This window comes from Pseudoduganella sp. HUAS MS19 (assembly GCF_053615455.1).
Window position 1 is genome coordinate 3,896,626 of record NZ_CM132133.1, and the last position, 20,148, is coordinate 3,916,773.

At 61.0% G+C, this 20,148-nt stretch carries 24 protein-coding genes; 8 read left to right on the plus strand and 16 right to left on the minus strand.

The annotated features are described in order from the left end of the window. Positions 1 to 46: 46 nt before the first annotated feature. Positions 47 to 1,134, plus strand: a protein-coding gene (locus tag ACWBU6_RS17565; protein ID WP_452644703.1) for an IS3 family transposase whose coding sequence is annotated in 2 segments (ribosomal slippage) — positions 47 to 299 and positions 299 to 1,134 — 1,089 coding nt in all. Because the reading frame shifts where the segments join, the coding sequence is not laid out codon by codon here. 386 nt (positions 1,135 to 1,520) lie between these two features. After that, a complete protein-coding gene (locus ACWBU6_RS17570; protein ID WP_452644704.1) occupies positions 1,521 to 1,775 on the plus strand; it encodes a helix-turn-helix transcriptional regulator in 255 nt (84 codons plus the stop codon). On the opposite strand, the gene ACWBU6_RS17575 is transcribed toward ACWBU6_RS17570, so the two are convergent. After that, positions 1,762 to 2,955 carry a tyrosine-type recombinase/integrase gene (locus ACWBU6_RS17575; protein WP_452644705.1) on the minus strand — a complete coding sequence of 398 codons (1,194 nt, stop codon included), beginning with the start codon at positions 2,953 to 2,955 and terminating at the stop codon, positions 1,762 to 1,764. The two genes, ACWBU6_RS17570 and ACWBU6_RS17575, sit on opposite strands and share 14 nt — an antisense overlap. Positions 2,956 to 3,048: 93 nt before the next feature. Here ACWBU6_RS17575 and ACWBU6_RS17580 point away from each other — a divergent pair, with 93 nt between their 5' ends. After that, a complete protein-coding gene (locus tag ACWBU6_RS17580) occupies positions 3,049 to 3,342 on the plus strand; it encodes a hypothetical protein (RefSeq protein ID WP_452644706.1) in 294 nt (97 codons plus the stop codon). 8 nt (positions 3,343 to 3,350) lie between these two features. On the opposite strand, the gene guaA is transcribed toward ACWBU6_RS17580, so the two are convergent. Continuing rightward, complete coding sequence (guaA, locus tag ACWBU6_RS17585) at positions 3,351 to 4,952, minus strand: glutamine-hydrolyzing GMP synthase (protein WP_452644707.1); 1,602 nt, start codon at positions 4,950 to 4,952, stop codon at positions 3,351 to 3,353. Positions 4,953 to 5,006: 54 nt separating this feature from the next. Then, positions 5,007 to 6,467, minus strand: a complete 1,461-nt coding sequence (gene guaB / locus ACWBU6_RS17590; RefSeq protein WP_452644708.1) for an IMP dehydrogenase — start codon at positions 6,465 to 6,467, stop codon at positions 5,007 to 5,009. 150 nt (positions 6,468 to 6,617) lie between these two features. Between guaB and ACWBU6_RS17595 the strand changes: the two genes are divergently transcribed. Further along, positions 6,618 to 7,178 carry a gluconokinase gene (locus ACWBU6_RS17595; protein ID WP_452644709.1) on the plus strand — a complete coding sequence of 187 codons (561 nt, stop codon included), beginning with the start codon at positions 6,618 to 6,620 and terminating at the stop codon, positions 7,176 to 7,178. Positions 7,179 to 7,209: 31 nt separating this feature from the next. After that, positions 7,210 to 7,734: a DUF4124 domain-containing protein gene (locus ACWBU6_RS17600; RefSeq protein WP_452644710.1), complete on the plus strand. Its 525-nt coding sequence runs from the start codon at positions 7,210 to 7,212 to the stop codon at positions 7,732 to 7,734. On the opposite strand, the gene ACWBU6_RS17605 is transcribed toward ACWBU6_RS17600, so the two are convergent. From ACWBU6_RS17605 to ACWBU6_RS17615, 3 genes are all read right to left on the minus strand, one after another. Continuing rightward, positions 7,715 to 8,008, minus strand: coding sequence for a hypothetical protein (locus ACWBU6_RS17605; RefSeq protein WP_452644711.1), 294 nt, complete (start codon positions 8,006 to 8,008; stop codon positions 7,715 to 7,717). The two genes, ACWBU6_RS17600 and ACWBU6_RS17605, sit on opposite strands and share 20 nt — an antisense overlap. An 82-nt stretch (positions 8,009 to 8,090) precedes the next feature. Then, complete coding sequence (locus ACWBU6_RS17610) at positions 8,091 to 8,372, minus strand: RnfH family protein (protein ID WP_452644712.1); 282 nt, start codon at positions 8,370 to 8,372, stop codon at positions 8,091 to 8,093. Then, on the minus strand, positions 8,365 to 8,796 hold the full coding sequence (locus tag ACWBU6_RS17615; protein ID WP_452644713.1) for a type II toxin-antitoxin system RatA family toxin: 432 nt from the start codon (positions 8,794 to 8,796) through the stop codon (positions 8,365 to 8,367). The genes ACWBU6_RS17610 and ACWBU6_RS17615 overlap by 8 nt, the downstream gene beginning before the upstream one ends. A gap of 67 nt (positions 8,797 to 8,863) precedes the next feature. On the opposite strand from ACWBU6_RS17615, the gene smpB reads away from it, so the two are divergent. Beyond that, entirely contained in the window at positions 8,864 to 9,313 is a 450-nt protein-coding gene (gene smpB / locus ACWBU6_RS17620; RefSeq protein ID WP_130312176.1) for an SsrA-binding protein SmpB, read from the plus strand. A gap of 66 nt (positions 9,314 to 9,379) precedes the next feature. Continuing rightward, positions 9,380 to 9,922: a FlgO family outer membrane protein gene (locus tag ACWBU6_RS17625; RefSeq protein ID WP_452644714.1), complete on the plus strand. Its 543-nt coding sequence runs from the start codon at positions 9,380 to 9,382 to the stop codon at positions 9,920 to 9,922. Here ACWBU6_RS17625 and ACWBU6_RS17630 read toward each other — a convergent pair. The 7 genes from ACWBU6_RS17630 to ppsA form a co-directional block, all read right to left on the minus strand. Next, entirely contained in the window at positions 9,903 to 10,748 is an 846-nt protein-coding gene (locus ACWBU6_RS17630; protein ID WP_452644715.1) for an NAD-dependent protein deacetylase, read from the minus strand. The two genes, ACWBU6_RS17625 and ACWBU6_RS17630, sit on opposite strands and share 20 nt — an antisense overlap. Beyond that, on the minus strand, positions 10,726 to 10,974 hold the full coding sequence (locus ACWBU6_RS17635) for a DUF1272 domain-containing protein (RefSeq protein WP_452644716.1): 249 nt from the start codon (positions 10,972 to 10,974) through the stop codon (positions 10,726 to 10,728). Before ACWBU6_RS17635 ends, ACWBU6_RS17630 begins: the two co-directional genes overlap by 23 nt. Positions 10,975 to 10,985: 11 nt before the next feature. After that, positions 10,986 to 12,059, minus strand: coding sequence for a hypothetical protein (locus ACWBU6_RS17640; RefSeq protein WP_452644717.1), 1,074 nt, complete (start codon positions 12,057 to 12,059; stop codon positions 10,986 to 10,988). Continuing rightward, the gene (locus tag ACWBU6_RS17645; RefSeq protein ID WP_452644718.1) at positions 12,056 to 12,478 is read right to left on the minus strand and encodes a DUF4259 domain-containing protein; all 423 of its coding nucleotides are present in this window, start codon (positions 12,476 to 12,478) and stop codon (positions 12,056 to 12,058) included. Before ACWBU6_RS17645 ends, ACWBU6_RS17640 begins: the two co-directional genes overlap by 4 nt. Positions 12,479 to 12,613: 135 nt before the next feature. Next, entirely contained in the window at positions 12,614 to 13,534 is a 921-nt protein-coding gene (locus tag ACWBU6_RS17650; RefSeq protein ID WP_452644719.1) for an SPFH domain-containing protein, read from the minus strand. A gap of 13 nt (positions 13,535 to 13,547) precedes the next feature. Continuing rightward, positions 13,548 to 13,967 carry an NfeD family protein gene (locus tag ACWBU6_RS17655; RefSeq protein WP_452644720.1) on the minus strand — a complete coding sequence of 140 codons (420 nt, stop codon included), beginning with the start codon at positions 13,965 to 13,967 and terminating at the stop codon, positions 13,548 to 13,550. Between the two features lie 75 nt (positions 13,968 to 14,042). Next, the gene (gene ppsA, locus ACWBU6_RS17660) at positions 14,043 to 16,469 is read right to left on the minus strand and encodes a phosphoenolpyruvate synthase (protein WP_452644721.1); all 2,427 of its coding nucleotides are present in this window, start codon (positions 16,467 to 16,469) and stop codon (positions 14,043 to 14,045) included. 153 nt (positions 16,470 to 16,622) lie between these two features. Here ppsA and ppsR point away from each other — a divergent pair, with 153 nt between their 5' ends. Then, positions 16,623 to 17,468 (plus strand): posphoenolpyruvate synthetase regulatory kinase/phosphorylase PpsR, encoded by an 846-nt coding sequence (gene ppsR, locus ACWBU6_RS17665; RefSeq protein ID WP_452644722.1) that lies wholly within the window; start codon positions 16,623 to 16,625, stop codon positions 17,466 to 17,468. A gap of 8 nt (positions 17,469 to 17,476) precedes the next feature. Here ppsR and ACWBU6_RS17670 read toward each other — a convergent pair whose 3' ends face one another. The 3 genes from ACWBU6_RS17670 to rnhB are packed head-to-tail and all read right to left on the minus strand — an operon-like array spanning position 17,477 to position 20,103. After that, positions 17,477 to 18,676 carry an EAL domain-containing response regulator gene (locus tag ACWBU6_RS17670; RefSeq protein ID WP_452644723.1) on the minus strand — a complete coding sequence of 400 codons (1,200 nt, stop codon included), beginning with the start codon at positions 18,674 to 18,676 and terminating at the stop codon, positions 17,477 to 17,479. Between the two features lie 27 nt (positions 18,677 to 18,703). Then, entirely contained in the window at positions 18,704 to 19,489 is a 786-nt protein-coding gene (locus ACWBU6_RS17675) for a TrmH family RNA methyltransferase (RefSeq protein WP_452644724.1), read from the minus strand. Beyond that, positions 19,486 to 20,103 carry a ribonuclease HII gene (rnhB, locus tag ACWBU6_RS17680; RefSeq protein WP_452644725.1) on the minus strand — a complete coding sequence of 206 codons (618 nt, stop codon included), beginning with the start codon at positions 20,101 to 20,103 and terminating at the stop codon, positions 19,486 to 19,488. The genes ACWBU6_RS17675 and rnhB overlap by 4 nt, the downstream gene beginning before the upstream one ends. Positions 20,104 to 20,148 lie beyond the last annotated feature (45 nt).

Genomic DNA, 20,148 nt, shown 5'->3' on the forward strand with positions numbered 1-20,148 from the left:
CGCAGGAAGTAGAATTTTCTAACTTTGAAATTGAAGGTTCTACCGCATGAAGACGTCCCGTTTTACTGAAAGCCAGATCATCGCCATCCTGAAGCAGGCCGAGGCCGGTGCCCCAGTTCCTGAGCTGTGCCGCGAGCATGGCATGAGCAGTGCCACGTTCTACAAATGGCGTTCCAAGTTCGGCGGCATGGACGCCTCCCTGATGGCCCGAATGAAGGAGCTGGAGGAGGAAAATCGTCGGTTGAAGAAGATGTACGCGGAGGAGCGCCTGAAGGCGGAGATTGTTGCGGAGGCGCTGGCAAAAAAGTGGTGAAGCCATCTCGCCGACGTGAGATGGCACGACACTACGTCGAAGCCGGCCGCATGACCGTCAAGAGCGCCTGTGTGGCCTTCGGCATCAGCCAGACTTGCTACCGTTATCAAGCAAAGCTCAATGCCGAGAATGAGGTCATAGCCGATTGGCTGGTTCGCCTGACGAACAACCAGCGCAACTGGGGCTTCGGTTTGTGCTTCCTGTTCCTGCGCAACGTGAAGGGCTTCGGCTGGAACCACAAGCGTGTGTATCGAATCTATCGCGAGCTGGAGCTGAATCTGCGCATCAAGCCACGACAGCGCATCATGAGGGAAAAGCCAGTGCCGTTGTCCGTGCCGACGGCCATCAACCAGACCTGGTCGATGGACTTCATGCATGACCAACTTGCCGACGGTCGCAGTATCAGATTGTTCAACGTGATCGACGATTACAACCGAGAAGGACTGGCTATCGACGTGGACTTCTCGCTGCCATCGGAACGCGTTGTGCGGGCGCTGGACCAAGTCATTGAGTGGCGTGGCAAGCCTCGAGCGATACGCTGTGATAACGGCCCGGAGTACATAAGCGGCGTTACGGCGCAATGGGCAAAGAAGCATGGCATTGAGATTGCGTTTATCCAGCCTGGACAGCCGCAGCAGAACGCTTACATCGAGCGCTATAACCGCACCGTACGCTACGACTGGCTTGCGCAGCACCTGTTTGAATCGCTCGACGAGATCCAGGACTTTGCCACCGGCTGGCTCTGGACTTACAATCACGAGCGCCCCAACATGGGCCTGGGCGGGATAACACCAAAACAGAAGCTCGCTCTCGCCGACTAACCCCTACTTCTGGCGCGCATCAAAAATGGGGGGATTACCGAAGTCCAAATCGGCTTTGCTTGCTTTGGCTGATCGCATGTCTGCGCGTCAGCGGCCAAATGAAATGCATGCAAATACGGTGTACAAAGTTTTGACGTGCATCGCATACCAGCCTAAATTTACCTTGCAGTAGCTGGCCCTGCGGAATCAGGCGAGCCACCATTGAATGCCACGGCACCGGCTTTAAGCCTTAGCCCGCCAATCCTTCGCATCCCTCCTTTTTGAGCGATGCATATCTCCCGGTTGTTATCAGCAATGCGTGTGCAAATATGGCCCATGCATCGAACTGCCACGGACTGAATCCCAGTCGGCGACACCTTCTAACTTGAAGACCGAAGGAGATCGGAATGAACGAACGCCCCCTTACCACCGATGAAATGCTGGCGCCCGGCCGCGTCCTCATCAAACGCAAGCAGTTGCTACAAAAGGTGCCGCTCGGCGAGCGCACCATCCTTGAACTGGAACGCCGCGGCCTGTTCCCCAAGCGCTTTTCCATCACGACGCGATCCGTGGCATGGGACCTGAAAGAAGTCGACGCCTGGATCGCGCAACAGCAGGCTGCCGCGGTGGCACAACCAGCGCCAGCGCTCAGGAAGCTTTGATCCATTTGTCGATCATGTCCGCCCAGTCCTGCATCATGGACCGACGCTGCTCTGAGTATTCGGCCTTGTTGTAGACCGCGCGCACACCCTTCTGCTCGTGCGCCAGGCACTTCTCGATCCAATCAGTGTTGTAGCCGGCTTCGTGCAGCAAGGTCGAAGCAGTCCGGCGCAGGTCGTGTGGCGAGAATTCGGCCAATGGCCTGCCGGCCTCACGCGCCACCCGCGACACTGACGTGGTGACCTGGTTCAGCGTGGCATTCGAGATCGGCAGGTCCGCGTCATAGCGCGACGGCAGCACATACTTCGAGCCGGCGGCACACGTGCGTAAGGCGACGAACATGTCGATCGCTTGCCGCGACAAATAGACGTTGTGTGGGTTCCGTCGCTTCATGCGCTGCGCCGGGATGGTCCAGACGCCGCTGGTGAAATTGATCTCGTCCCAGGTGGCATCCGTCAGCTCGGATTTGCGCACCATGGTCAGAAGCAGGAGCTTGACCGCCAGACGCAATGTCGGCGCACTTTGCACCCTGTCCAGGAATTCGTACAGCCAAGGAATCTCGGTGCTGCTTAACGCCCGGTCGCGCGGTTGGAATGTGGCAATCGCACAGGGTGGCACCTTGTCGGCCGGATTTGGATGCTCGTGACCACGCTGGCCGGCATAACGAAACACCAGCATCACGATCTCCCGCGCGTGCACCGCTGTCGCAGGCGCGCCGCGCGCCACGATCTTGTCGCACAGGACGCGCAGTTCATCGTGCGTGATTTCGTGGAGCTGCAGCTTCCCAAACGGGCGTGCCAGGTCCCGTTCGTAGACAGACCGCCGCATATCGCGCGTCGATTCCGCCATGCGGTAACTGGTGAGCCAACGTTCGGCCCACTCGCCGAACGACTCCTCCCCCTCCTTGCGCAGCTTCTGGCGCCGCTTTTGCTGGGTTGGGGACAAGCCATCGGCAACCAGCTTGCGTGCCGCCCCTAGCTTCTCGCGCGCCTCTGCCAGTGTCAGTCCCCCTGCCCCATAACGACCTAGCACCAGTGTTTCCTGGCGTCCGTTGACGGTGTAGTTGTAGCGGAATGAAATGACGCCAGACACCAGCACCATGGCATACATGCCATCCCGATCTACTACCTTATAGGCGCGCTCCTTCGGCCTCAAACTTCGCAGCTTCGTATCTGACAGCATTCCGCCCTCCTTTTCAATACCACGATCATCCCCATTTCCCTCATCAAATCAACAAGTTAGCGGCATCAAAAATGCCCCCTTTCGTGGCAAAAAATGGCCAAAATCGCGTTGAAATACCATGTTCAAAAAAGTCATGGTATTGAGCCATTTTTCTCTTTTGTTTCAATGACTTACACGCCTTTCGATACCATAACCCGCGTTACCCCCGTTTATGGTATTGACCCGGAGCCAACAGAACGCTCCGGCGATACCATCGCCAGCACCATCCGAAAGACCTGCTTGCGGTTGCCAGACCTTGCCAGCTTTCGCCACCAGAAAAAGAAAAAGCCCCTGAAAAATCAGGGGCTTAGTCTTGGTTTAATGCCGAGTGCTGCGCGCTGCAGCTAGATCGGGAATCACTCCCACTCGATCGTCGCTGGTGGTTTGCCGCTGATGTCGTACACCACGCGGTTCAGGCCACGCACTTCATTGATGATGCGATTCGAGACCTTGCCCAGCAGCGAGTGCGGCAGGTGCGCCCAGTGCGCAGTCATGAAGTCCTGGGTTTGCACGGCGCGCAGGGCCACGACGTAGTCGTAAGTGCGGCCATCGCCCATGACGCCCACCGATTTCACCGGCAGGAACACTGCGAAGGCTTGCGAGGTGGCGTCGTACCAGTTCTGCGGTGCATCCTCGCCCGCCATGACAGCGCCTTCGTATGGGGTGTTGCGCAGTTCTTCAATGAAGATGGCGTCGGCGCGGCGCAGCAGGTCGGCGTATTCTTTCTTCACTTCACCCAGGATGCGTACACCCAGGCCTGGACCAGGGAATGGGTGGCGGTACACCATCTCATGCGGCAGGCCCAGGGCCACGCCCAGCTTGCGCACTTCATCCTTGAACAGTTCGCGCAGCGGCTCGAGCAGCTGCAGCTTCATGGTTTCCGGCAGGCCGCCCACGTTGTGGTGCGACTTGATGGTCTGGCCTTTCTTGCCCTTGCCTGCGGATTCGATCACGTCAGGGTAAATGGTGCCTTGTGCCAGCCACTTGGCGTTGACCAGCTTGGCCGATTCGGCCTGGAACACTTCGACGAACTCGCGGCCGATGATCTTGCGCTTCTGCTCAGGGTCGGTGACGCCGGCCAGGTGGCCCATGAACTGCTCGGTCGCATCAACCTGGATTACCTTCACGCCCAGGTTCTTGGAGAACATGTCCATCACCATCTTGCCTTCGTTCAGGCGCAGCAGGCCATGGTCGACGAAGACGCAGGTCAGCTGGTCGCCGATGGCACGATGGATCAGGGCTGCAGCCACGGAGGAGTCGACACCGCCGGACAGGCCGAGAATCACTTCGTCGCTGCCGACTTGGGCGCGGATCTTCTCCACTGCTTCGGAGATGTAGTCCGGCATATTCCAGTCTGCCTTGCAGCCGCAGATCTCGTGCACGAAGCGGCCCAGCATGGCCTTGCCTTGCACGGTGTGGGTGACTTCAGGATGCCACTGAACGGCGTAGAACTTGCGGTCTTCATCGGCCATGCCCGCGATCGGGCAAGACTCGGTGGAAGCCATCAGCTTGAAGCCGGCCGGCATTTCCAGGACCTTGTCGCCGTGGCTCATCCACACCTTCAGCATGCCGTGGCCTTCATCGGTGACGAAGTCGTTGATTCCGTTCAGCAGCGCGGTGTGGTTGCGGGCACGCACTTCAGCGTAGCCGAATTCGCGTACCAGGCCATTCTCGACCTTGCCGCCCAGTTGCGCAGCCATGGTCTGCATGCCGTAGCAGATACCCAGCACAGGCACGCCGACTTCGAACACGGCTTGCGGTGCGCGCGGGGAATCGCCTTCCAGCGTGGAGTTGTGGGAGCCGGAGAGAATGATGCCCGAGGCGCCGTAATTGCGAATGAATTCGTCGTCTACGTCGTACGGATAAACCTCGGAGAACACGCCCGCGTCGCGCACGCGGCGTGCGATCAGCTGGGTAACCTGGGAACCGAAATCAAGGATGAGGATTTTAGAGTGCATAGCGGGGGCAAAAAAAAATCGCGGCGCCACTTGGACGCCGCTTTGCGGAGTATCTTATTCGGAGCGGTAGTTCGGCGCTTCTTTGGTGATCTGGACGTCGTGCACGTGCGATTCGCGCATGCCGGCCGACGTGATCTCGACGAATTCAGCCTTCTCTTTCAGCTCATCGATGGTGGCGCAACCGCAGTAGCCCATGGACTGGCGCACGCCGCCCACCAGCTGGAACAGGATCGCCAGCACGGAGCCCTTGTAGGCGACGCGGCCTTCAATGCCTTCCGGTACGAACTTGTCCTGCTTGGCGCTGGCGTCCTGGAAGTAGCGGTCAGCCGAACCGTCGGCCATCGCGCCCAGGGAACCCATGCCGCGGTAGGATTTGTACGAACGGCCCTGGTACAGGATCACTTCGCCCGGTGCTTCTTCGGTACCGGCGAACATGGAGCCCATCATCACGGTGGATGCGCCGGCTGCCAGCGCTTTCGAGATGTCGCCGGAGAAGCGGATGCCGCCGTCGGCGATACATGGCACGCCGGTGCCCTTCAGCGCTTCAGCCACGTTGGAGATCGCGGTGATCTGCGGCACGCCAACGCCTGCGACGATACGGGTGGTGCAGATGGAGCCGGGGCCGATGCCGACCTTGACCGCGTCCGCGCCGTATTCAACCAGCGCTTTCGCTGCAGCCGCGGTGGCGATGTTGCCGCCGATGACGTCAACGTGCGGGTACTTGGTCTTGATGTATTTCACGCGGTCCAGGATGCCCTGGGAGTGGCCGTGTGCGGTGTCGACCACCAGCACGTCCACGCCTGCCGCTACCAGCAGGTCGATACGCTCTTCATCTTTCGCGCCGACGCCGACTGCCGCACCAACCAGCAGCTTGCCATGCTGGTCTTTCGATGCGTTCGGGTGTTCGGTCGATTTCTGGATGTCTTTAACGGTGATCAGGCCGCGCAGCTCAAACGCTTCGTTCACCACCAGCACGCGCTCCAGGCGGTGCTTGTTCATCAGGCGCTTGGCTTCTTCGGTGTTGGCGTCTTCGTTGACGGTGACCAGCTTTTCACGCGGCGTCATCTTGGCGCGTACTTCCGCGTCCAGCTCTTTCTCGAAGCGCAGGTCACGGTTGGTGATGATGCCGACCACTTCCTTGCCCTGGACCACAGGGAAACCGGAAATACCATATTGCTCGGTCAGCTTGATCACGTCGCGGATCTTCATGTCCGGCGGAATGGTGATCGGATCGCGCAGCACGCCAGCCTCGAAACGCTTGACCTTTGACACTTCACGCGCCTGGTCTTTCGGCTTCAGGTTCTTGTGAATGATGCCGATGCCGCCTTCCTGCGCCATGGCGATCGCCAGACGGCTTTCGGTCACGGTATCCATTGCTGCGGACAGCAGCGGAATATTCAGGGAGATGTTACGGGTCAGGCGAGTCTTGAGAGACGTATCCGCAGGCAGAATGTTGGAATACGCGGGGACGAGGAGCACGTCATCGAAAGTGAGTGCTTTTTGGAGCAGACGCATAGTATTTCCTATAGGCGCAAAAGCAGATTATACAGGAAACATTCGCTTTCGTCTCGGCAATCCTCAAATCACACGAGCCAAAGTGCTTTACAAATTCTTGCATTCGACTAAACTTGCGCTGATGGTAGCGCTATCGTAAAATGGGGCACGATGGAGAACAATACGAATCCGCGCTGGGTCGTCATGGGTGTCAGCGGGGCTGGAAAAAGCGAGATAGGCATCCTCCTGGCCACCGAACTGGGCGTGCCTTTCCTGGAGGGCGACAGCATTCACCCGCCGGAGAACATAAGCAAGATGTCGGCAGGCGTGCCCTTGAACGACGCCGACCGCGCGATTTGGCTGCAAAAGCTGGGCGCGCATATCGGCGCGGCCCGAAACCGCGGCGAGGGCCTGGTGCTCTCCTGCTCATCCCTCAAGCGCCGCTACCGCGACTTGCTGCGCAGCGCCGACCCCGAATTGCGTTTCGCCCACCTGCACGGCGAACGCGAAGTCCTTGAGCAGCGCATGCGCACCCGGCCAGGCCATTACATGCCAGCCTCCCTGCTCGATAGCCAACTGCGCGACCTGGAACCGCTGCAAGCCGATGAAGCCGGCGTGTGCCTTGACCTGACCCAATCGCCACAGCAACTGGTCCGCGCAATCCTGGATACCCTGGGACGGCAAGAGATTCTTTTGGGAAATAAATTTGACAACAGAGGGATTTCGGGGTGAAATGTGCATTCTCACCCAAGGAAATCTCCCTATGAATCAACGTATTACCCGCCTGGCGCTGGCAACGGCGCTGATTGCCTGCACTTCCCTTGCTCAAGCGCAGTGGATGTGGGTGAATGATAAAGGCGTGAAACAATTTACCGACCAGCCTCCTCCGCCTGGCACGCCGGCCAACCGCATCCTGAAAGCGCCACGCGGCGCGGCTGCGGCCGAACTGCGCAAGGAAGTCACTGCGACGCCGGCCGATGGCGAAGAAGCGCCTGCAGGAGAAGAGAAAGGCGCGCCAGCCAAACCCAGTTTGGCGGAACGCAACGCGGACTTCAAGAAACGTCAGCAAGAAACGGCCGAAAAGACCGCCAAGGCTGCTGAAGAAGCCAAGCGCGAAGCCGAGAAGAAGAAATACTGTGCGGAAGCCAAGAGCAATATCGGCATGCTGGAGAGTGGCATGCGCGTTTCCGAGATGGGCCCGAACGGCGAGCGCAACTACATGTCTGACGAAGCCCGGGCGCAGAAGATCAAGGAACAGCGCGAATCCGTCAACAGCGTGTGCAAATAAAGCGGGAACTCACATTGCCGGGCATGGTCGAAGGGGGCGTGGAGAGGGATAAACGCACCGGAGACGACCATGAACGGCAATGAACCTGCAAATCGTCCCCTTTGACCATGCAGTGCGCATTACCCGGCTTGAGGGGGCAGTCAAGCACCTTCAGCAACTGATCGAGGGCGGCTTTGCAGACCTCGATCGTGAACTCGGCGAACTCCGCACCGATCAAAAGGCGCTGCGCGAAAGTATCGACCGAAACTTTGAAGCATTGCGGCAAGAATTTCACGGCGACCGCCGCTTCTCTGCGATGGGATTCCTGACGACCCAACTGGCTGTCATAGCGCCCTGTTGCGCCTGGCGGGTGTTCTTTAAGTCTTCTTCGCCCGGCGACGCCGGGCGTCTTTTGGGTCGGCGATCAACGGACGGTAGATTTCGATCCGGTCGCGCGCCCGCACCACGGTATCGAGCGTTTTCTTCTTGCCGTAAATTCCAACCGGCATTGTCACCAGGTTGATTTCAGGCGCTTGCTGCAGGATGCCGCTGATCTCGATGGCCTGGCCGATAGTCGTGCCCTCATCGACTTCCAAGGCATACAGCAGCGGCTGCGAGGCCGGCGCGTAGCAAACAGTAATCTTGATCCGCTCAGCCATAGACAGTCTCAGCACGCTTGCAGAAGGAATCGACCAAGCTGTTGGCAATCATGCCGAACACCGAGCCAATGACCTGCTCCAGCAATTTGCTGGAAAACTCGTAATGCAAATCGAGTTCGACCTTGCAGGCGTCCTCGCGCAGAGCCTTGAAGGTCCAGGTGCCATCGAGGGTCTTGAACGGGCCATCGACCAGCTTCATGCGGATTTCACTGAACGGGGTGTTGGTGTTGGACGTGGTGAAATGCTGCTTCACACCATGGAAATTGATCCCAACGCTGGCCACAACATGGTTCTCACCCCGTTCGCGGACATCAACTCCGCCACACCAGGGCAAAAATTTGGGATAATCGTCGACCTTTGCCACTAAATCAAACATTTGCTCGGCGCTGTATCCCAGGAATACCGACTTGTGTACTACTGCCATTGAGTAACCGTTTGCTATGATGTTGTCCAAAGAACCCGTAGTTTAACCGACCCACGCATTTTTACCCATGTCCATTGCCGATAATCGCAAAGCCTTCCACGACTACTTCATTGAAGACAAGTATGAAGCCGGAATCGCGCTCGAAGGCTGGGAAGTCAAGGCGATCCGCGATGGGCGCGTTCAGATCAAGGAAGCTTACGTTACCATCCGCGATAACGAACTGTACCTGTTTGGCGCGCACATCAGCGCCCTGCCCACCGCTTCCACTCACATCCACCCGCAAGCGGTGCGCACCCGCAAGCTGCTGCTGCATCGCGCCGAGATCGACAAGCTGGTCGGCAAGGTCGAGCGCGCCGGCTACACGCTGGTGCCGCTGAACCTGCACTTCAAGGGCGGCCGCATCAAGTGCGAGATCGGCCTGGCCAAGGGCAAGAAGCAACACGACAAGCGCGCTTCCGAAAAAGACCGCGACGCCAGCCGGGAAGTGGCGCAAGCTATGAAGCAACACCGGCGATAATCGGAAGGCCATAGACGTTTCCAAGCAGCAACGCCAGTGCTACACTCAGGTAAAAGGAGATCGTTCATGCGTGCTTTGGCTGCCCTACTTCTTCCACTCGCGCTGGCAGGTTGCGCCTGGTTCTCCGACAAGCCCCAGGAAAACAACTATGCGGCAACGTCGCAGAACCAGTTTGTCGGCGCCAGTTACAAGGCCGCGGACGCCCTGCTCTCGCAGCTGAACGGCCGCCTGTCACCAGACAAGCCCTTGATCGTGGCGACCGTGGTCAACATCGACGCGCTGGACCAGAGCTCTACCCTGGGCCGGCTGGTGTCCGAGCAGGTATCGAGCCGCCTTGCCCAAAGCGGCCTGCGCATGCTCGAAATGAAGTTGCGCCATTCGCTGTACATGAAGCGCCAGCAAGGCGAAATGATGCTGACCCGCGAAGTCGGCGAAATGGCGCACAACCACAATGCCCAGGCGGTGGTGGTCGGTTCCTACGGCGAAACGAACGATGCCGTCTTCGTCAACATCAAGGTAGTGCAGCCGCAGACCAACCAGGTCATGGCCGCGACCGACTACGTGCTGGCCAAGGACAGCGTGGTGCGTTCTATGCTGCTGGGGCGCTGAGCAAGTCCAGCAGCCGCGGCAGGGCTTGCTGCGCGGGCAGCTCCAGTTTCAGGGAAAGCAGGTCGTCGGCGCGGGTCTTGCCCGTGTTGATGGCCGCGATCGGCTTGCCCGCAGCCGCCGCCATACGGCAGAAGCGGTAGCCTGAAAACACCATCAGGGACGAACCGACCACGAGCAATGCATCCGCGCCCTCCATTTCGGCCAGCGCATGTGCTGTGCGCGCGGGCGGCACGTTATCGCCGAAGAACACCACATCGGGCATCAGCACGCCGCCGCAGGCAATGCATGCCGGCGCGCGAAAATCCTCCAGCGCATCCGGCTCGACGGATGCATCGCCATCGGGCAGCGGCTGGGCGAGCAGGTTCGCCAGCTCCGGATTGTCGCGCTCGAGCTGCGGCTGCAGGCTGGCGCGCGAATAGCGCGCCTGGCACCCCAGGCAGAGCACATGATGCAGGTTGCCGTGCAATTCGATCAGGCGCTTGCTGCCGGCACGCTGGTGCAGGCCATCCACGTTCTGCGTGATGACACTCTGTACGTGGCCGCTGGCTTCCAGTTCGGCGATGGCGCGGTGGCCGGCATTCGGCTCAGCGCGCGAGACTGTGGGCCAGCCAACCATGCTACGGGCCCAGTAGCGGCGCCTGGTCGCCTCGTTACGGCGGAACTCCGGGCCCTGGATCGGCATCCGGCCGCGCCGCACGCCATCCTTGTCGCGGTAACCGGGAATGCCCGATGCGGTGCTTAACCCCGCGCCCGTCAGCACCAGCACGCGGCAGTGGCGCGCCAGGAAGCGCGCCAGTTCCGCCTCATTCTGCCGCGATGCATCCATTGGGCTTGAAAATGCGTTCGGTCGAAGCCGGGTACTTTTCCAGCTTCGATGCCGCCCGGGTCGGACGCGGCGCAAAATCGCCGCCGCAATTCGGGCATTTGCCGTGCAGTTTGTCGTCAACGCAATCGGCGCAGAAGGTGCATTCGAAGGAACAGATCAAGGCATCCTGGGCACCGGGTGGCAAGTCCTTGTTACAGCATTCGCAATTGGGTCGCATTTGCAGCATATCGGGGTCCTTTATTGTGTTCGGTAGCTGATCGCGTTCAGCAAAGCGCTGGTGGTGTCGATATCGGCCAGTGCCTCATTCGTGGCGCGTGCAAAGCTGCGCTCGCGGATACGGGCCAGGCGCTCCATCAGTTCCTGCCTTGGCAGGCGGGATTGCACGATGGCGGAAGGATCGATGCCCTCGTAGCGGCCACCTCTTTCTTCCAGCCTATCGAGCAGGCGCCGCACCTCGGCGTCCGGCAACGTGCCCTTGCCTGCTTGCGGCGTCGGCTGCTGCGCGAGTTGCTGGCGCATCGGCGCGAAGAACGCCACCGCCTCTTTCGATAGGCCTTGCAGCTTGAACGCCAGCAGCACCTGGCGGCCTTGCGGCCCGCCGGCGCGCACCATGAAGTTCACCGCGCGCGCGAACAGTTCCATGTCCGGGCTTTGCAGCAGAGGTTCAACGGCGGGCACGCTGGCCGGCGAACCGACAACCTGCAGCACATCCAGCACTGGCTTGGCCAGCGACGGATCGCGCACGAGAGCAGCGAGGTGTCGCTCCCCTGCCGGGCCAAAGCGGCCGTATAGCAAGGCACGCACACCGGTTTCGTCGATCGTCGAGCCCTGCTGCGGCAGCGGAATACTCACCGGCTTGCGCAGGAAGGCGCGGTCGATCAGCGGCAGCAGGCGTACATCCTGGCTCGCCGCCGCGCCGTGCATCAGGCGGAATCGCTGCGGGCCGTCCAGCGCCGCATCCGGATTGATGGCCAGCGCGGCTTGCGCGGCAAGCGCCTTATCCGATTCCGTGCCATAAGCAAGCAGGAAACAGGCGGCATCCAGCAACAGCTGCTGGCTGGGGCGCGGAGCGTGCAACTCGGTGGACAGTTCGCGGCGCAGCAAAGGGATTGCATCCTCGCGATAATCGCCGAAGAAGCGCCAGACAGCATCGAGCTCGCGCCGCTGGGCTCCGGCTGCGGCAGCGTTGGCAGCTGCCGGCATGGCACGGATCTGGGCGATGCGGGCGCTGATGGCGGCATCGGTAGCGGCATCGCCCGCCTGCGCGGCGAAAGCAGCAGATACCAGGACGGCTGCGAGCAAGCGCTTCATGCCGACAACCTGCGCTGCAAATCGGCGACGCTGGCGTGCCAATCCTCGTAATGCTCGCTGTCTTCCCACAGTTCGCGCAATTCGGAAGCTTCGGACAGCACCAGCGCCAGCACGCGCCGGGCCTTGTCCGCGATATCGGCACGCGGCTTGCTCAGCTTGGCCTGCACCTCCGTCACCCACGCATCGACGCGCGCGGAATCCTCATCCTTCGCCCCGCCCCGGCCCTGCAGGCGCGCCCAGGTTTCGACCGCCGCCAGCGCCTCCGCGCCAAAAGGCGCCTCGAGGTACTCGGTGGTCTCGGCCTGCAACACGTTGTTCAGCGTGTCCTCGATAAAGTAAAGATCCCTAGATTCCTGCAGATCCTCCGCCCAATCCTGCGCGAAATCATTGCCAAACGGCCCAACAGCCCAGGTACCCACATGCGCCTCCTGTTCGATATAAGGCCGCATTGTACGCAATTACGGCCCAGCCCGTGTCAACCTTGGGGTCAGACCCTTTGCTTGCCATGGCAAGCAAAGGGTCTGACCCCAAGGTTGACACGGGCTCGAGCGTGGCTATTTCTGGGTTTTGACCACTTGCAGGGCGGTGGCGATCAGGCTGCTCATGTCGCCGACGTTGGCGGGGACGATCAGGCTGTTGTTGGTCTTGGCCAGCTCGCCGAAGGCGCCGACGTATTGCTCCGCCACTTTCAGGTTCATGGCGGCCTCGCCGCCGGGCTGCTGGATCGCTTGGCCGACCTGCTTCAGGGCGCCGGATGTCGCTTCGGCAATCGCGAGGATGGCGGCGGCTTCGCCCTGGGCGCGGTTGATGGCGGCCTGCTTGTCGCCTTCGGAGCGGGCAATCGCGGCTTCCCGTTCGCCGGTGGCGATATTGATCTGCTCCTGCTTGCGCCCTTCGGAGGCGGCAATCAGCGCGCGCTTGCCGCGTTCCGCGGTGATCTGGGCCTGCATGGCGTGCAGGATCTCCTGCGGCGGCGTCAGGTCCTTGATCTCGTAGCGCAGCACCTTTACGCCCCAGTTGGCGGCCGATTCGTCGATCGCGTTCACCACGGTGGTGTTGATGTGGTCGCGCTCTTCAAAGGTCTTGTCGAGTTCCATGCGGCCGATCACCGAGCGCAGCGTGGTCTGCGCCAGCTGCGTGATCGCGGCTACGTAGTTGGTCGAGCCGTAGGACGCGCGCATGGCATCGGTCACCTGGAAGTACAGGATGCCATCCACTTGCAACTGCGTGTTGTCCTTGGTGATGCACACCTGCGATGGCACGTCCAGCGGAATCTCTTTGAGCACGTGCTTGTAGGCGATGCGGTCGATGAAGGGCACCACGATGTTCAGGCCAGGCCCCAGGGTCGCGTGGTATTTGCCAAGCCGCTCCACCACCCACGCATGCTGCTGCGGCACGACGTTGATGGTCTTGAAGACAAACACCAATGCGACGATGAAAATAACCAGCGTGACCGTGCCAAAACTAATATCCATTCACTTCTCCTTGTTATGCGCCGACGATCAGCCGGCTGCCGCGAACTTCGCGAATCCTGAATACACCTGGTGCCGCAGCTTCGCCCGGCGCCAGTTCGACATCCCACATGGCGCCGCGGTACATCACGCGCGCCGCACCGTCCTGCCAGGCCGGCACGTTGACGCTCTGGCCGATGTCCAGGTTGATGTCCGGGTTGGACGAGGCCGGCGGCTGCCTGGTCTTGCCAAACCGGCTGCGGCGCAGCAGCAGCGTTGCAATCGCCGCCACGATGGCGGCCACCAGCATCTGGCCCGGCATATCGATGCGAGCCAGTGATGTCAGCGCGCCAGCCCCCATGCCGATGGCGATCATCAGCAGGTAAAAGGTGCCGCTAAACAGTTCGAGGGTGACCAGCACGCCTGCGCCAATCGCCCAAAACATCCAATCAGCCATCACAACCTCCAATAGAAAAAAACCCCCGTCGCCGACACGGCCACGGGGGTTTGCGCAACGAGGCTTATCGTTGGTTTATTGTTGCATTTCTGCCAGTTTCTGCCAAGTGTCGATGACCGAGTCCGGGTTCAGCGACATGGTCTCGATACCCTGCTGCATCAGCCAGACGGCCAGCTCCGGATGGTCGGAAGGCCCCTGGCCGCAGATGCCGATGTACTTGTCCAGCTTGCGGCAGGCCGAGATGGCCATGCCCAGCAGCGCACGCACGGCAGGATCGCGCTCGTCGAAGTCTGCCGCCAGCAGCTCCATGCCGGAGTCGCGGTCCAGGCCCAGGGTGAGCTGGGTCAGGTCGTTGGAGCCGATCGAGAAGCCGTCGAAATGCTGCAGGAACTGCTCCGCCAGCACGGCGTTGGAAGGCACTTCGCACATCATGATCACGCGCAGGCCGTTTTCGCCGCGTTTCAGGCCGTTCTTGGCCAGCAGGCCGACAACCTTTTCCGCCTGGCCCAGGGTACGCACGAATGGCACCATGATCTCGACGTTGGTCAGGCCCATTTCTTCGCGCACGCGCTTCATTGCGACGCATTCCATTTCGAATGCGGCCGCGAAGTCTTCGGACAGGTAGCGCGCAGCGCCGCGGAAGCCCAGCATCGGGTTCTCTTCGTCCGGCTCGTAGCGCGAACCGCCGATCAGCTTCTTGTACTCGTTGGACTTGAAGTCGGACAGGCGCACGATCACTTTCTTCGGCCAGAAGGCCGCGGCGATGGTGGCGATGCCTTCGGCCAGCTTGTCGATGTAGAACTGCTTCGGCGACGCGTGGCCGCGTGCGACCGATTCCACCGCCTTCTTCAGGTCGGCGTCGATGTTCGGGTATTCCAGGATCGCTTTCGGGTGCACACCAATATTGTTATTGATGATGAACTCGAGGCGGGCCAGGCCCACGCCGTTGTTCGGCACCGACTGGAAGTCGAAGGCCAGCTGCGGATTGCCCACGTTCAGCATGATCTTGGTCTTGATCGGAGGCAGTTCGCCGCGCGACACTTCGGAAATCTCGGTTTCCAGCAGGCCATCGTAAATCTTGCCTTCATCGCCTTCGGCACAGGACACGGTCACGAAGTTGCCGTCTTTGAGCACGTCGGTTGCGTCGCCGCAGCCCACCACTGCCGGCACGCCCAGTTCACGCGCGATGATCGCTGCGTGGCAGGTGCGGCCGCCGCGGTTGGTGACGATGGCGGAGGCGCGCTTCATCACCGGTTCCCAGTTAGGATCGGTCATGTCGGCAACCAGGACGTCGCCCGGCTGCACGCGTTCCATTTCGCTTGGATCGCGGATCACGCGCACCGGACCGGCGCCGATCTTCTGGCCGATTGCGCGGCCGGAGGTCAGCACGGTGCCGCTGGACTTCAGCTTGAAGCGCTGCTGCGAGTCGGTGGCTTTCTGCTGCGATTTCACGGTTTCTGGACGGGCCTGCAGGATATACAGCTTGCCGTCGCGGCCATCTTTACCCCACTCGATGTCCATCGGGCGGCCGTAGTGCTTCTCGATGATCATGGCGTACTTGGCCAGTTCGACGATTTCGGCGTCGACCAGGGAGTAGCGGTTGCGCATCTCGATCGGCACGTCGACGGTCTTCACGGAACGGCCAGCCTTGGCTTCGTTGGTGAATTCCATCTTGATCAGCTTGGAGCCGATGTTACGGCGGATCACGGCGGATTTGCCCTGCTCCAGCATCGGCTTGTGGACATAGAATTCGTCCGGGTTCACCGCGCCCTGCACCACGGTTTCGCCCAGGCCGTACGAGGAGGTGATGAAGACCACATCCTTGAAGCCCGATTCGGTATCGATGGTAAACATCACGCCCGAAGCGCCCGTGTCGGAGCGCACCATGCGCTGCACGCCGGCCGACAGCGCCACTTCGGCGTGGGTAAAGCCTTTGTGCACGCGGTAGGAAATGGCGCGGTCGTTATACAGGGATGCGAACACGTGCTTCATCGCTTCCAGCACGTTGTCGATGCCGACCACGTTCAGGAAGGATTCCTGCTGGCCCGCGAAGGATGCGTCAGGCAGGTCTTCCGCAGTGGCTGAGGAGCGCACGGCGAACGATACTTCGGTGCTGGAATCGGCGACGAGTTTGTCGTAGAAGGCGCGGATCTCGGCTTCCAGGCGTGGCTGGAATGGGGTGTCGATGATCCATTGGCGGATTTCTGCGCCCGATGCTGCCAGGGCGCGGACGTCGTCGACGTCCAGGTGTTCGAGGCGGTCGGCGATGCGCTGGGCCAGCGATGGGCCACCGTCAACGCTGTGCGACAGGAAGTCGCGGAAGGCCTGGGCGGTGGTTGCGAAGCCGCCAGGGACCCGCACGCCGGCGCCGGCCAGCTGGGAGATCATCTCGCCCAGCGACGCGTTCTTGCCGCCGACGGATTCGACATCCGTCATTCGCAAATTCTCGAACGAGGCAACGTACACCCCGTCGGATTGCTCCTTCAATGCTGCGTTAGTCATAAAGACACCTTTTTGATGATAAAAATCTTTACGCAGGTGCGCTTGGCATCGTTCTTGTCATTCTTGGCGCCGTGCAGCACAATCTTACCGTTGGCAAGCATTTTACAGCCTGCGCAGCAAATTGACGATTCATCCATTGGAAAAGCACTTTTGATGCCACAAGATCAACGTTTATTGCCGGCTTCGAGCCGTACCGTCTTTTTTGTCTCTGACGGCACGGGCATCACCGCCGAAACTTTCGGCCATTCGGTGCTGACGCAGTTCGACCTGCGCTTTCGCCAGGTGCGCCTGCCCTTCATCGATACCTGCGACAAGGCTCATGATGCAGTGCGCAAAATTAACGAGGTTGCAGCCGAGGATGGCACCAAGCCGATCGTGTTTTCGACCCTGGTGAAGGCCGAGCTGTCGGAGGTGATCCAGCGCGCCAATGCCATGCACATGGACCTGATCCAGACCTTCGTGGCGCCGCTGGAGCAGGAACTGGGCGTGAAATCGACCCATACCATCGGCCGTTCCCACAATGTGGTGGACAGCGAGGAATACAAGAACCGTATCGAGGCGATCAACTTCTCGCTGGCGCACGATGATGGCCAATCGAACAAGAACCTGTCCTCCGCGGACGTGATCCTGGTCGGCGTTTCGCGTTCGGGCAAAACCCCCACTTCGCTGTACCTGGCCATGCAGTACGGGGTAAAGGCGGCCAATTACCCCCTGATTCCGGACGATTTCGAACGCGGCAAGCTGCCGTCGGCCCTGTATGCCTTCAAATCGAAAATTTTCGGCCTGAGCATCGAGCCGCAGCGCCTGTCGGAGATCCGTAACGAGCGCCGTGCCGGCTCCAAGTACGCTTCGCTGGAGAACTGCCGCTACGAGGTGAACGAGGCGGAAGCCATGATGCGCCGCGAAGGCATCCGCTGGCTGTCGTCCACCACCAAGTCGATCGAAGAGATTTCGACCACCATCCTGCAGGAAATCAAGCCCAATCGCTCGGTCTACTGACCGGGAGGTCAGAAGAAGCTCTTCCAGTCGTGGAGCCAGCCCGGAATGCCTTGCACCGGCATCGGGTTGGCGATATAAAAGCCCTGGGCGTAGGCGCAGCCCAGCCCTTGCAGGAAGTCCCAATCCGCCCTGGTTTCGACGCCGACCGCGCATGCGTCCCGCGACAGGCTGCGCGCCAGCCCGATGAACGATTTCAGTACGGTGCCGATGGGGCGCTTGCGCGAGGCCCCGTCCACAAAGCTGGGATCGATCTTCAGTTCCGAAAACGGGATTGCCGCCAACAGCTGCAAATTGGAGCGCCCGGTGCCGTAGTCGTCGATCGCCAGCCCGAATCCCATCATGCGCAGGCGCAGCAGGCGTTCCAGGAAATGCGGATTGGTGGTCAGCACCGAAGCTTCCGTGATCTCGAACGTGACGTAATCCGACAGGACGCGGTGGCGCGCGAGGCAGGCCGTCATCTGGGCGATGAACTGTGGATGCGCCAGCGTGCTCGGGGCGACATTAAATGAGAATGAAATCGGAATGCCCTGGTCGTGCAGGCTGCGGCAGGCGGCCACCGACTGTTCGATCATGCACCAGTCGAGGAAATCGACACGCCGTACGCTTTCCAGTACCGGCACGAAGGCTGACGGCCCTAGCACGCCATACTCCGGGTGGTGCCAGCGGGCGAACATTTCGAGCCCTTTGACGGCGCCGGTCTCGAGTTCGATCTTGGGCTGGAAATAGGGGCCGAACTGGCGCCCCTGCAGTCCGCCTTCGACTTCGGTGAACGTGAATTGCGGATGCTGGGGGCCGGCTTCCGGTTCGGCGGCGGGCTCCCTGTAGTTGGCAATCAGTTCCTGCAGCCGGGCCGAGGTCAGGGGTTTGCCTGAACTGCCAAGCACATCGAGCCCGTAGGCTTCGGCCATGGTTTCGACCGAAAACAGCACGTCCGCGCTTTCCGCCGCGAGGATGATGATGCCCGCACGGCAGTCGATTTCGGCCAGGCGGCGGATCACTTCCAGTCCGTCCATGCCGGGCAGCGTCAGGTCCATCAAGGCGATGTTGGCCGGGGGATCGAGGCCGATTTCCAGCAGGCGCAGTGCGCCTACGCCATCGGATGCGGGCGTGACGTGCACGGCGCCCAGGTGGCGCAGCATGCCGGCCAATTGCTCACGCTGGACGGGTTCGCCCTCGGCGATCAGGAAGTGCAAGCTTGCAATTTCCATAACGCCCCACCAAGTTGCTTAGTTTTACTAAGTCAGATTCTGCCTTACTTGCTCGAAAAAGCATACTGCCGCGCACGCGGCGACATTCAGCGATTCGACCTGGCCCAAGTGCGGCACGATCACGCGGTGGCTGGCGTTGCTCAAAAGCGAATCGGATACGCCCTGCCCTTCGTGGCCGAAGATCCAGGCCACCGGGCGCTTCAGGTCGAGCCGGTAGAGTTGCTCGGCCGCGTAGCCGCTGGTGGCCAGGGTGGCGATTGCGGCGCCCTGCACCAATTGCGGCAGGTCGACGTTTTCGTAAATATCCAGCACGAAGTGGGCGCCCATGGCGGCGCGCAGCACTTTCGGCGACCAGCAGAAGGCGGTGCCGGGGGCGCAATACACTTCCTTCACGCCCGCCGCGGCGGCGCTGCGCAGGATGGAGCCGACGTTGCCCGGGTCCTGCACGTTGTCCAGCAGGACTGCGTTGACGGTCAGGGCCGGCGGCACGTCCTTTTGCGGTGTGGCGATCAGGAACATCAGGCCTACGCCGTGTTCCACCTGGCTCACTGCGTGGTAAAGCTGGTCGGTCAGGCACAGGACGTGGGCGTGCTGCGCCTCCAGGCCGGCGATGATCGCAGCCACTTCGGGATTTTGCAGCGCGCCTTCGGCCACGATGGCCTGTTCCGGATGGCCGCGCAGCTCGAGCCACGTCTCGCACAGGTGCACGCCATCGAGCAGGCTGCGGCCTGCCTTGCGGCGCGCCTGCGAATTGGTGGCCAGCTTGGCGAGTTCCTTGTATTGCGCGTTGTCGCGCGAGGTGATGTGCTTCACAGGTCGCGCTCCAGTACTTCGCGCACCGGCGCAAAACTGCGGCGGTGCACCGGCGATGCGCCGTGCTCGCGCAGGCGCTCCAGGTGCAGCGCGGTGCCATAGCCTTTGTGCTGGTCGAAGCCGTACTGCGGGTACTTCCTGTGCAGCTTGACCAGGGCGGCGTCGCGCGCGGTCTTGGCCAGGATGGAGGCGGCCGAGATGGATTCGATCTTGTCGTCGCCTTCCACGATGGCGATGCTCTGGATGCGCATGACCGGGCACTTGTTGCCGTCGATCAGGGCCAGCGTCGGCACGGTTTGCAGCGCGTACACGGCGCGCTTCATCGCCAGCAGGCTGGCTTGCAGGATGTTCAGGCGGTCGATTTCCTCTTCCGACGCCTTGGCCACGGCCCAGGCGATGGCGTGTTCGCGGATCAACGGCGCCAGCTCGTCGCGGCGCGCTTCGTTGAGCTTTTTCGAGTCGCGCAGGCCCTCGATCGGGCGATTGCGGTCAAGGATCACGGCGGCGGCAAACACCGGGCCGGCCAGCGGCCCGCGCCCCGCCTCATCGACGCCGCAGATGATCTCGTCAAGCGAGTAAGGAAGGTCATCGAAAAGACCGGATTGATGGGCCATGACCCTGTTCTTTCTATTGCTGACTTCGTGGCAACCGTGGGGTCT

What these genes read in the sequence shown, in the direction of transcription:
- ACWBU6_RS17570 (WP_452644704.1), top strand. Translation starts at nt 1,521, where the DNA reads ATGAACGAACGCCCCCTTACCACCGATGAAATGCTGGCGCCCGGCCGC.
- ACWBU6_RS17575 (WP_452644705.1), bottom strand. Translation starts at nt 2,955, where the DNA reads ATGCTGTCAGATACGAAGCTGCGAAGTTTGAGGCCGAAGGAGCGCGCC.
- ACWBU6_RS17580 (WP_452644706.1), top strand. Translation starts at nt 3,049, where the DNA reads ATGGCCAAAATCGCGTTGAAATACCATGTTCAAAAAAGTCATGGTATT.
- guaA (WP_452644707.1), bottom strand. Translation starts at nt 4,952, where the DNA reads ATGCACTCTAAAATCCTCATCCTTGATTTCGGTTCCCAGGTTACCCAG.
- guaB (WP_452644708.1), bottom strand. Translation starts at nt 6,467, where the DNA reads ATGCGTCTGCTCCAAAAAGCACTCACTTTCGATGACGTGCTCCTCGTC.
- ACWBU6_RS17595 (WP_452644709.1), top strand. Translation starts at nt 6,618, where the DNA reads ATGGAGAACAATACGAATCCGCGCTGGGTCGTCATGGGTGTCAGCGGG.
- ACWBU6_RS17600 (WP_452644710.1), top strand. Translation starts at nt 7,210, where the DNA reads ATGAATCAACGTATTACCCGCCTGGCGCTGGCAACGGCGCTGATTGCC.
- ACWBU6_RS17610 (WP_452644712.1), bottom strand. Translation starts at nt 8,372, where the DNA reads ATGGCTGAGCGGATCAAGATTACTGTTTGCTACGCGCCGGCCTCGCAG.
- ACWBU6_RS17615 (WP_452644713.1), bottom strand. Translation starts at nt 8,796, where the DNA reads ATGGCAGTAGTACACAAGTCGGTATTCCTGGGATACAGCGCCGAGCAA.
- smpB (WP_130312176.1), top strand. Translation starts at nt 8,864, where the DNA reads ATGTCCATTGCCGATAATCGCAAAGCCTTCCACGACTACTTCATTGAA.
- ACWBU6_RS17625 (WP_452644714.1), top strand. Translation starts at nt 9,380, where the DNA reads ATGCGTGCTTTGGCTGCCCTACTTCTTCCACTCGCGCTGGCAGGTTGC.
- ACWBU6_RS17630 (WP_452644715.1), bottom strand. Translation starts at nt 10,748, where the DNA reads ATGGATGCATCGCGGCAGAATGAGGCGGAACTGGCGCGCTTCCTGGCG.
- ACWBU6_RS17635 (WP_452644716.1), bottom strand. Translation starts at nt 10,974, where the DNA reads ATGCTGCAAATGCGACCCAATTGCGAATGCTGTAACAAGGACTTGCCA.
- ACWBU6_RS17640 (WP_452644717.1), bottom strand. Translation starts at nt 12,059, where the DNA reads ATGAAGCGCTTGCTCGCAGCCGTCCTGGTATCTGCTGCTTTCGCCGCG.
- ACWBU6_RS17650 (WP_452644719.1), bottom strand. Translation starts at nt 13,534, where the DNA reads ATGGATATTAGTTTTGGCACGGTCACGCTGGTTATTTTCATCGTCGCA.
- ACWBU6_RS17655 (WP_452644720.1), bottom strand. Translation starts at nt 13,967, where the DNA reads ATGGCTGATTGGATGTTTTGGGCGATTGGCGCAGGCGTGCTGGTCACC.
- ppsA (WP_452644721.1), bottom strand. Translation starts at nt 16,469, where the DNA reads ATGACTAACGCAGCATTGAAGGAGCAATCCGACGGGGTGTACGTTGCC.
- ppsR (WP_452644722.1), top strand. Translation starts at nt 16,623, where the DNA reads ATGCCACAAGATCAACGTTTATTGCCGGCTTCGAGCCGTACCGTCTTT.
- ACWBU6_RS17670 (WP_452644723.1), bottom strand. Translation starts at nt 18,676, where the DNA reads ATGGAAATTGCAAGCTTGCACTTCCTGATCGCCGAGGGCGAACCCGTC.
- rnhB (WP_452644725.1), bottom strand. Translation starts at nt 20,103, where the DNA reads ATGGCCCATCAATCCGGTCTTTTCGATGACCTTCCTTACTCGCTTGAC.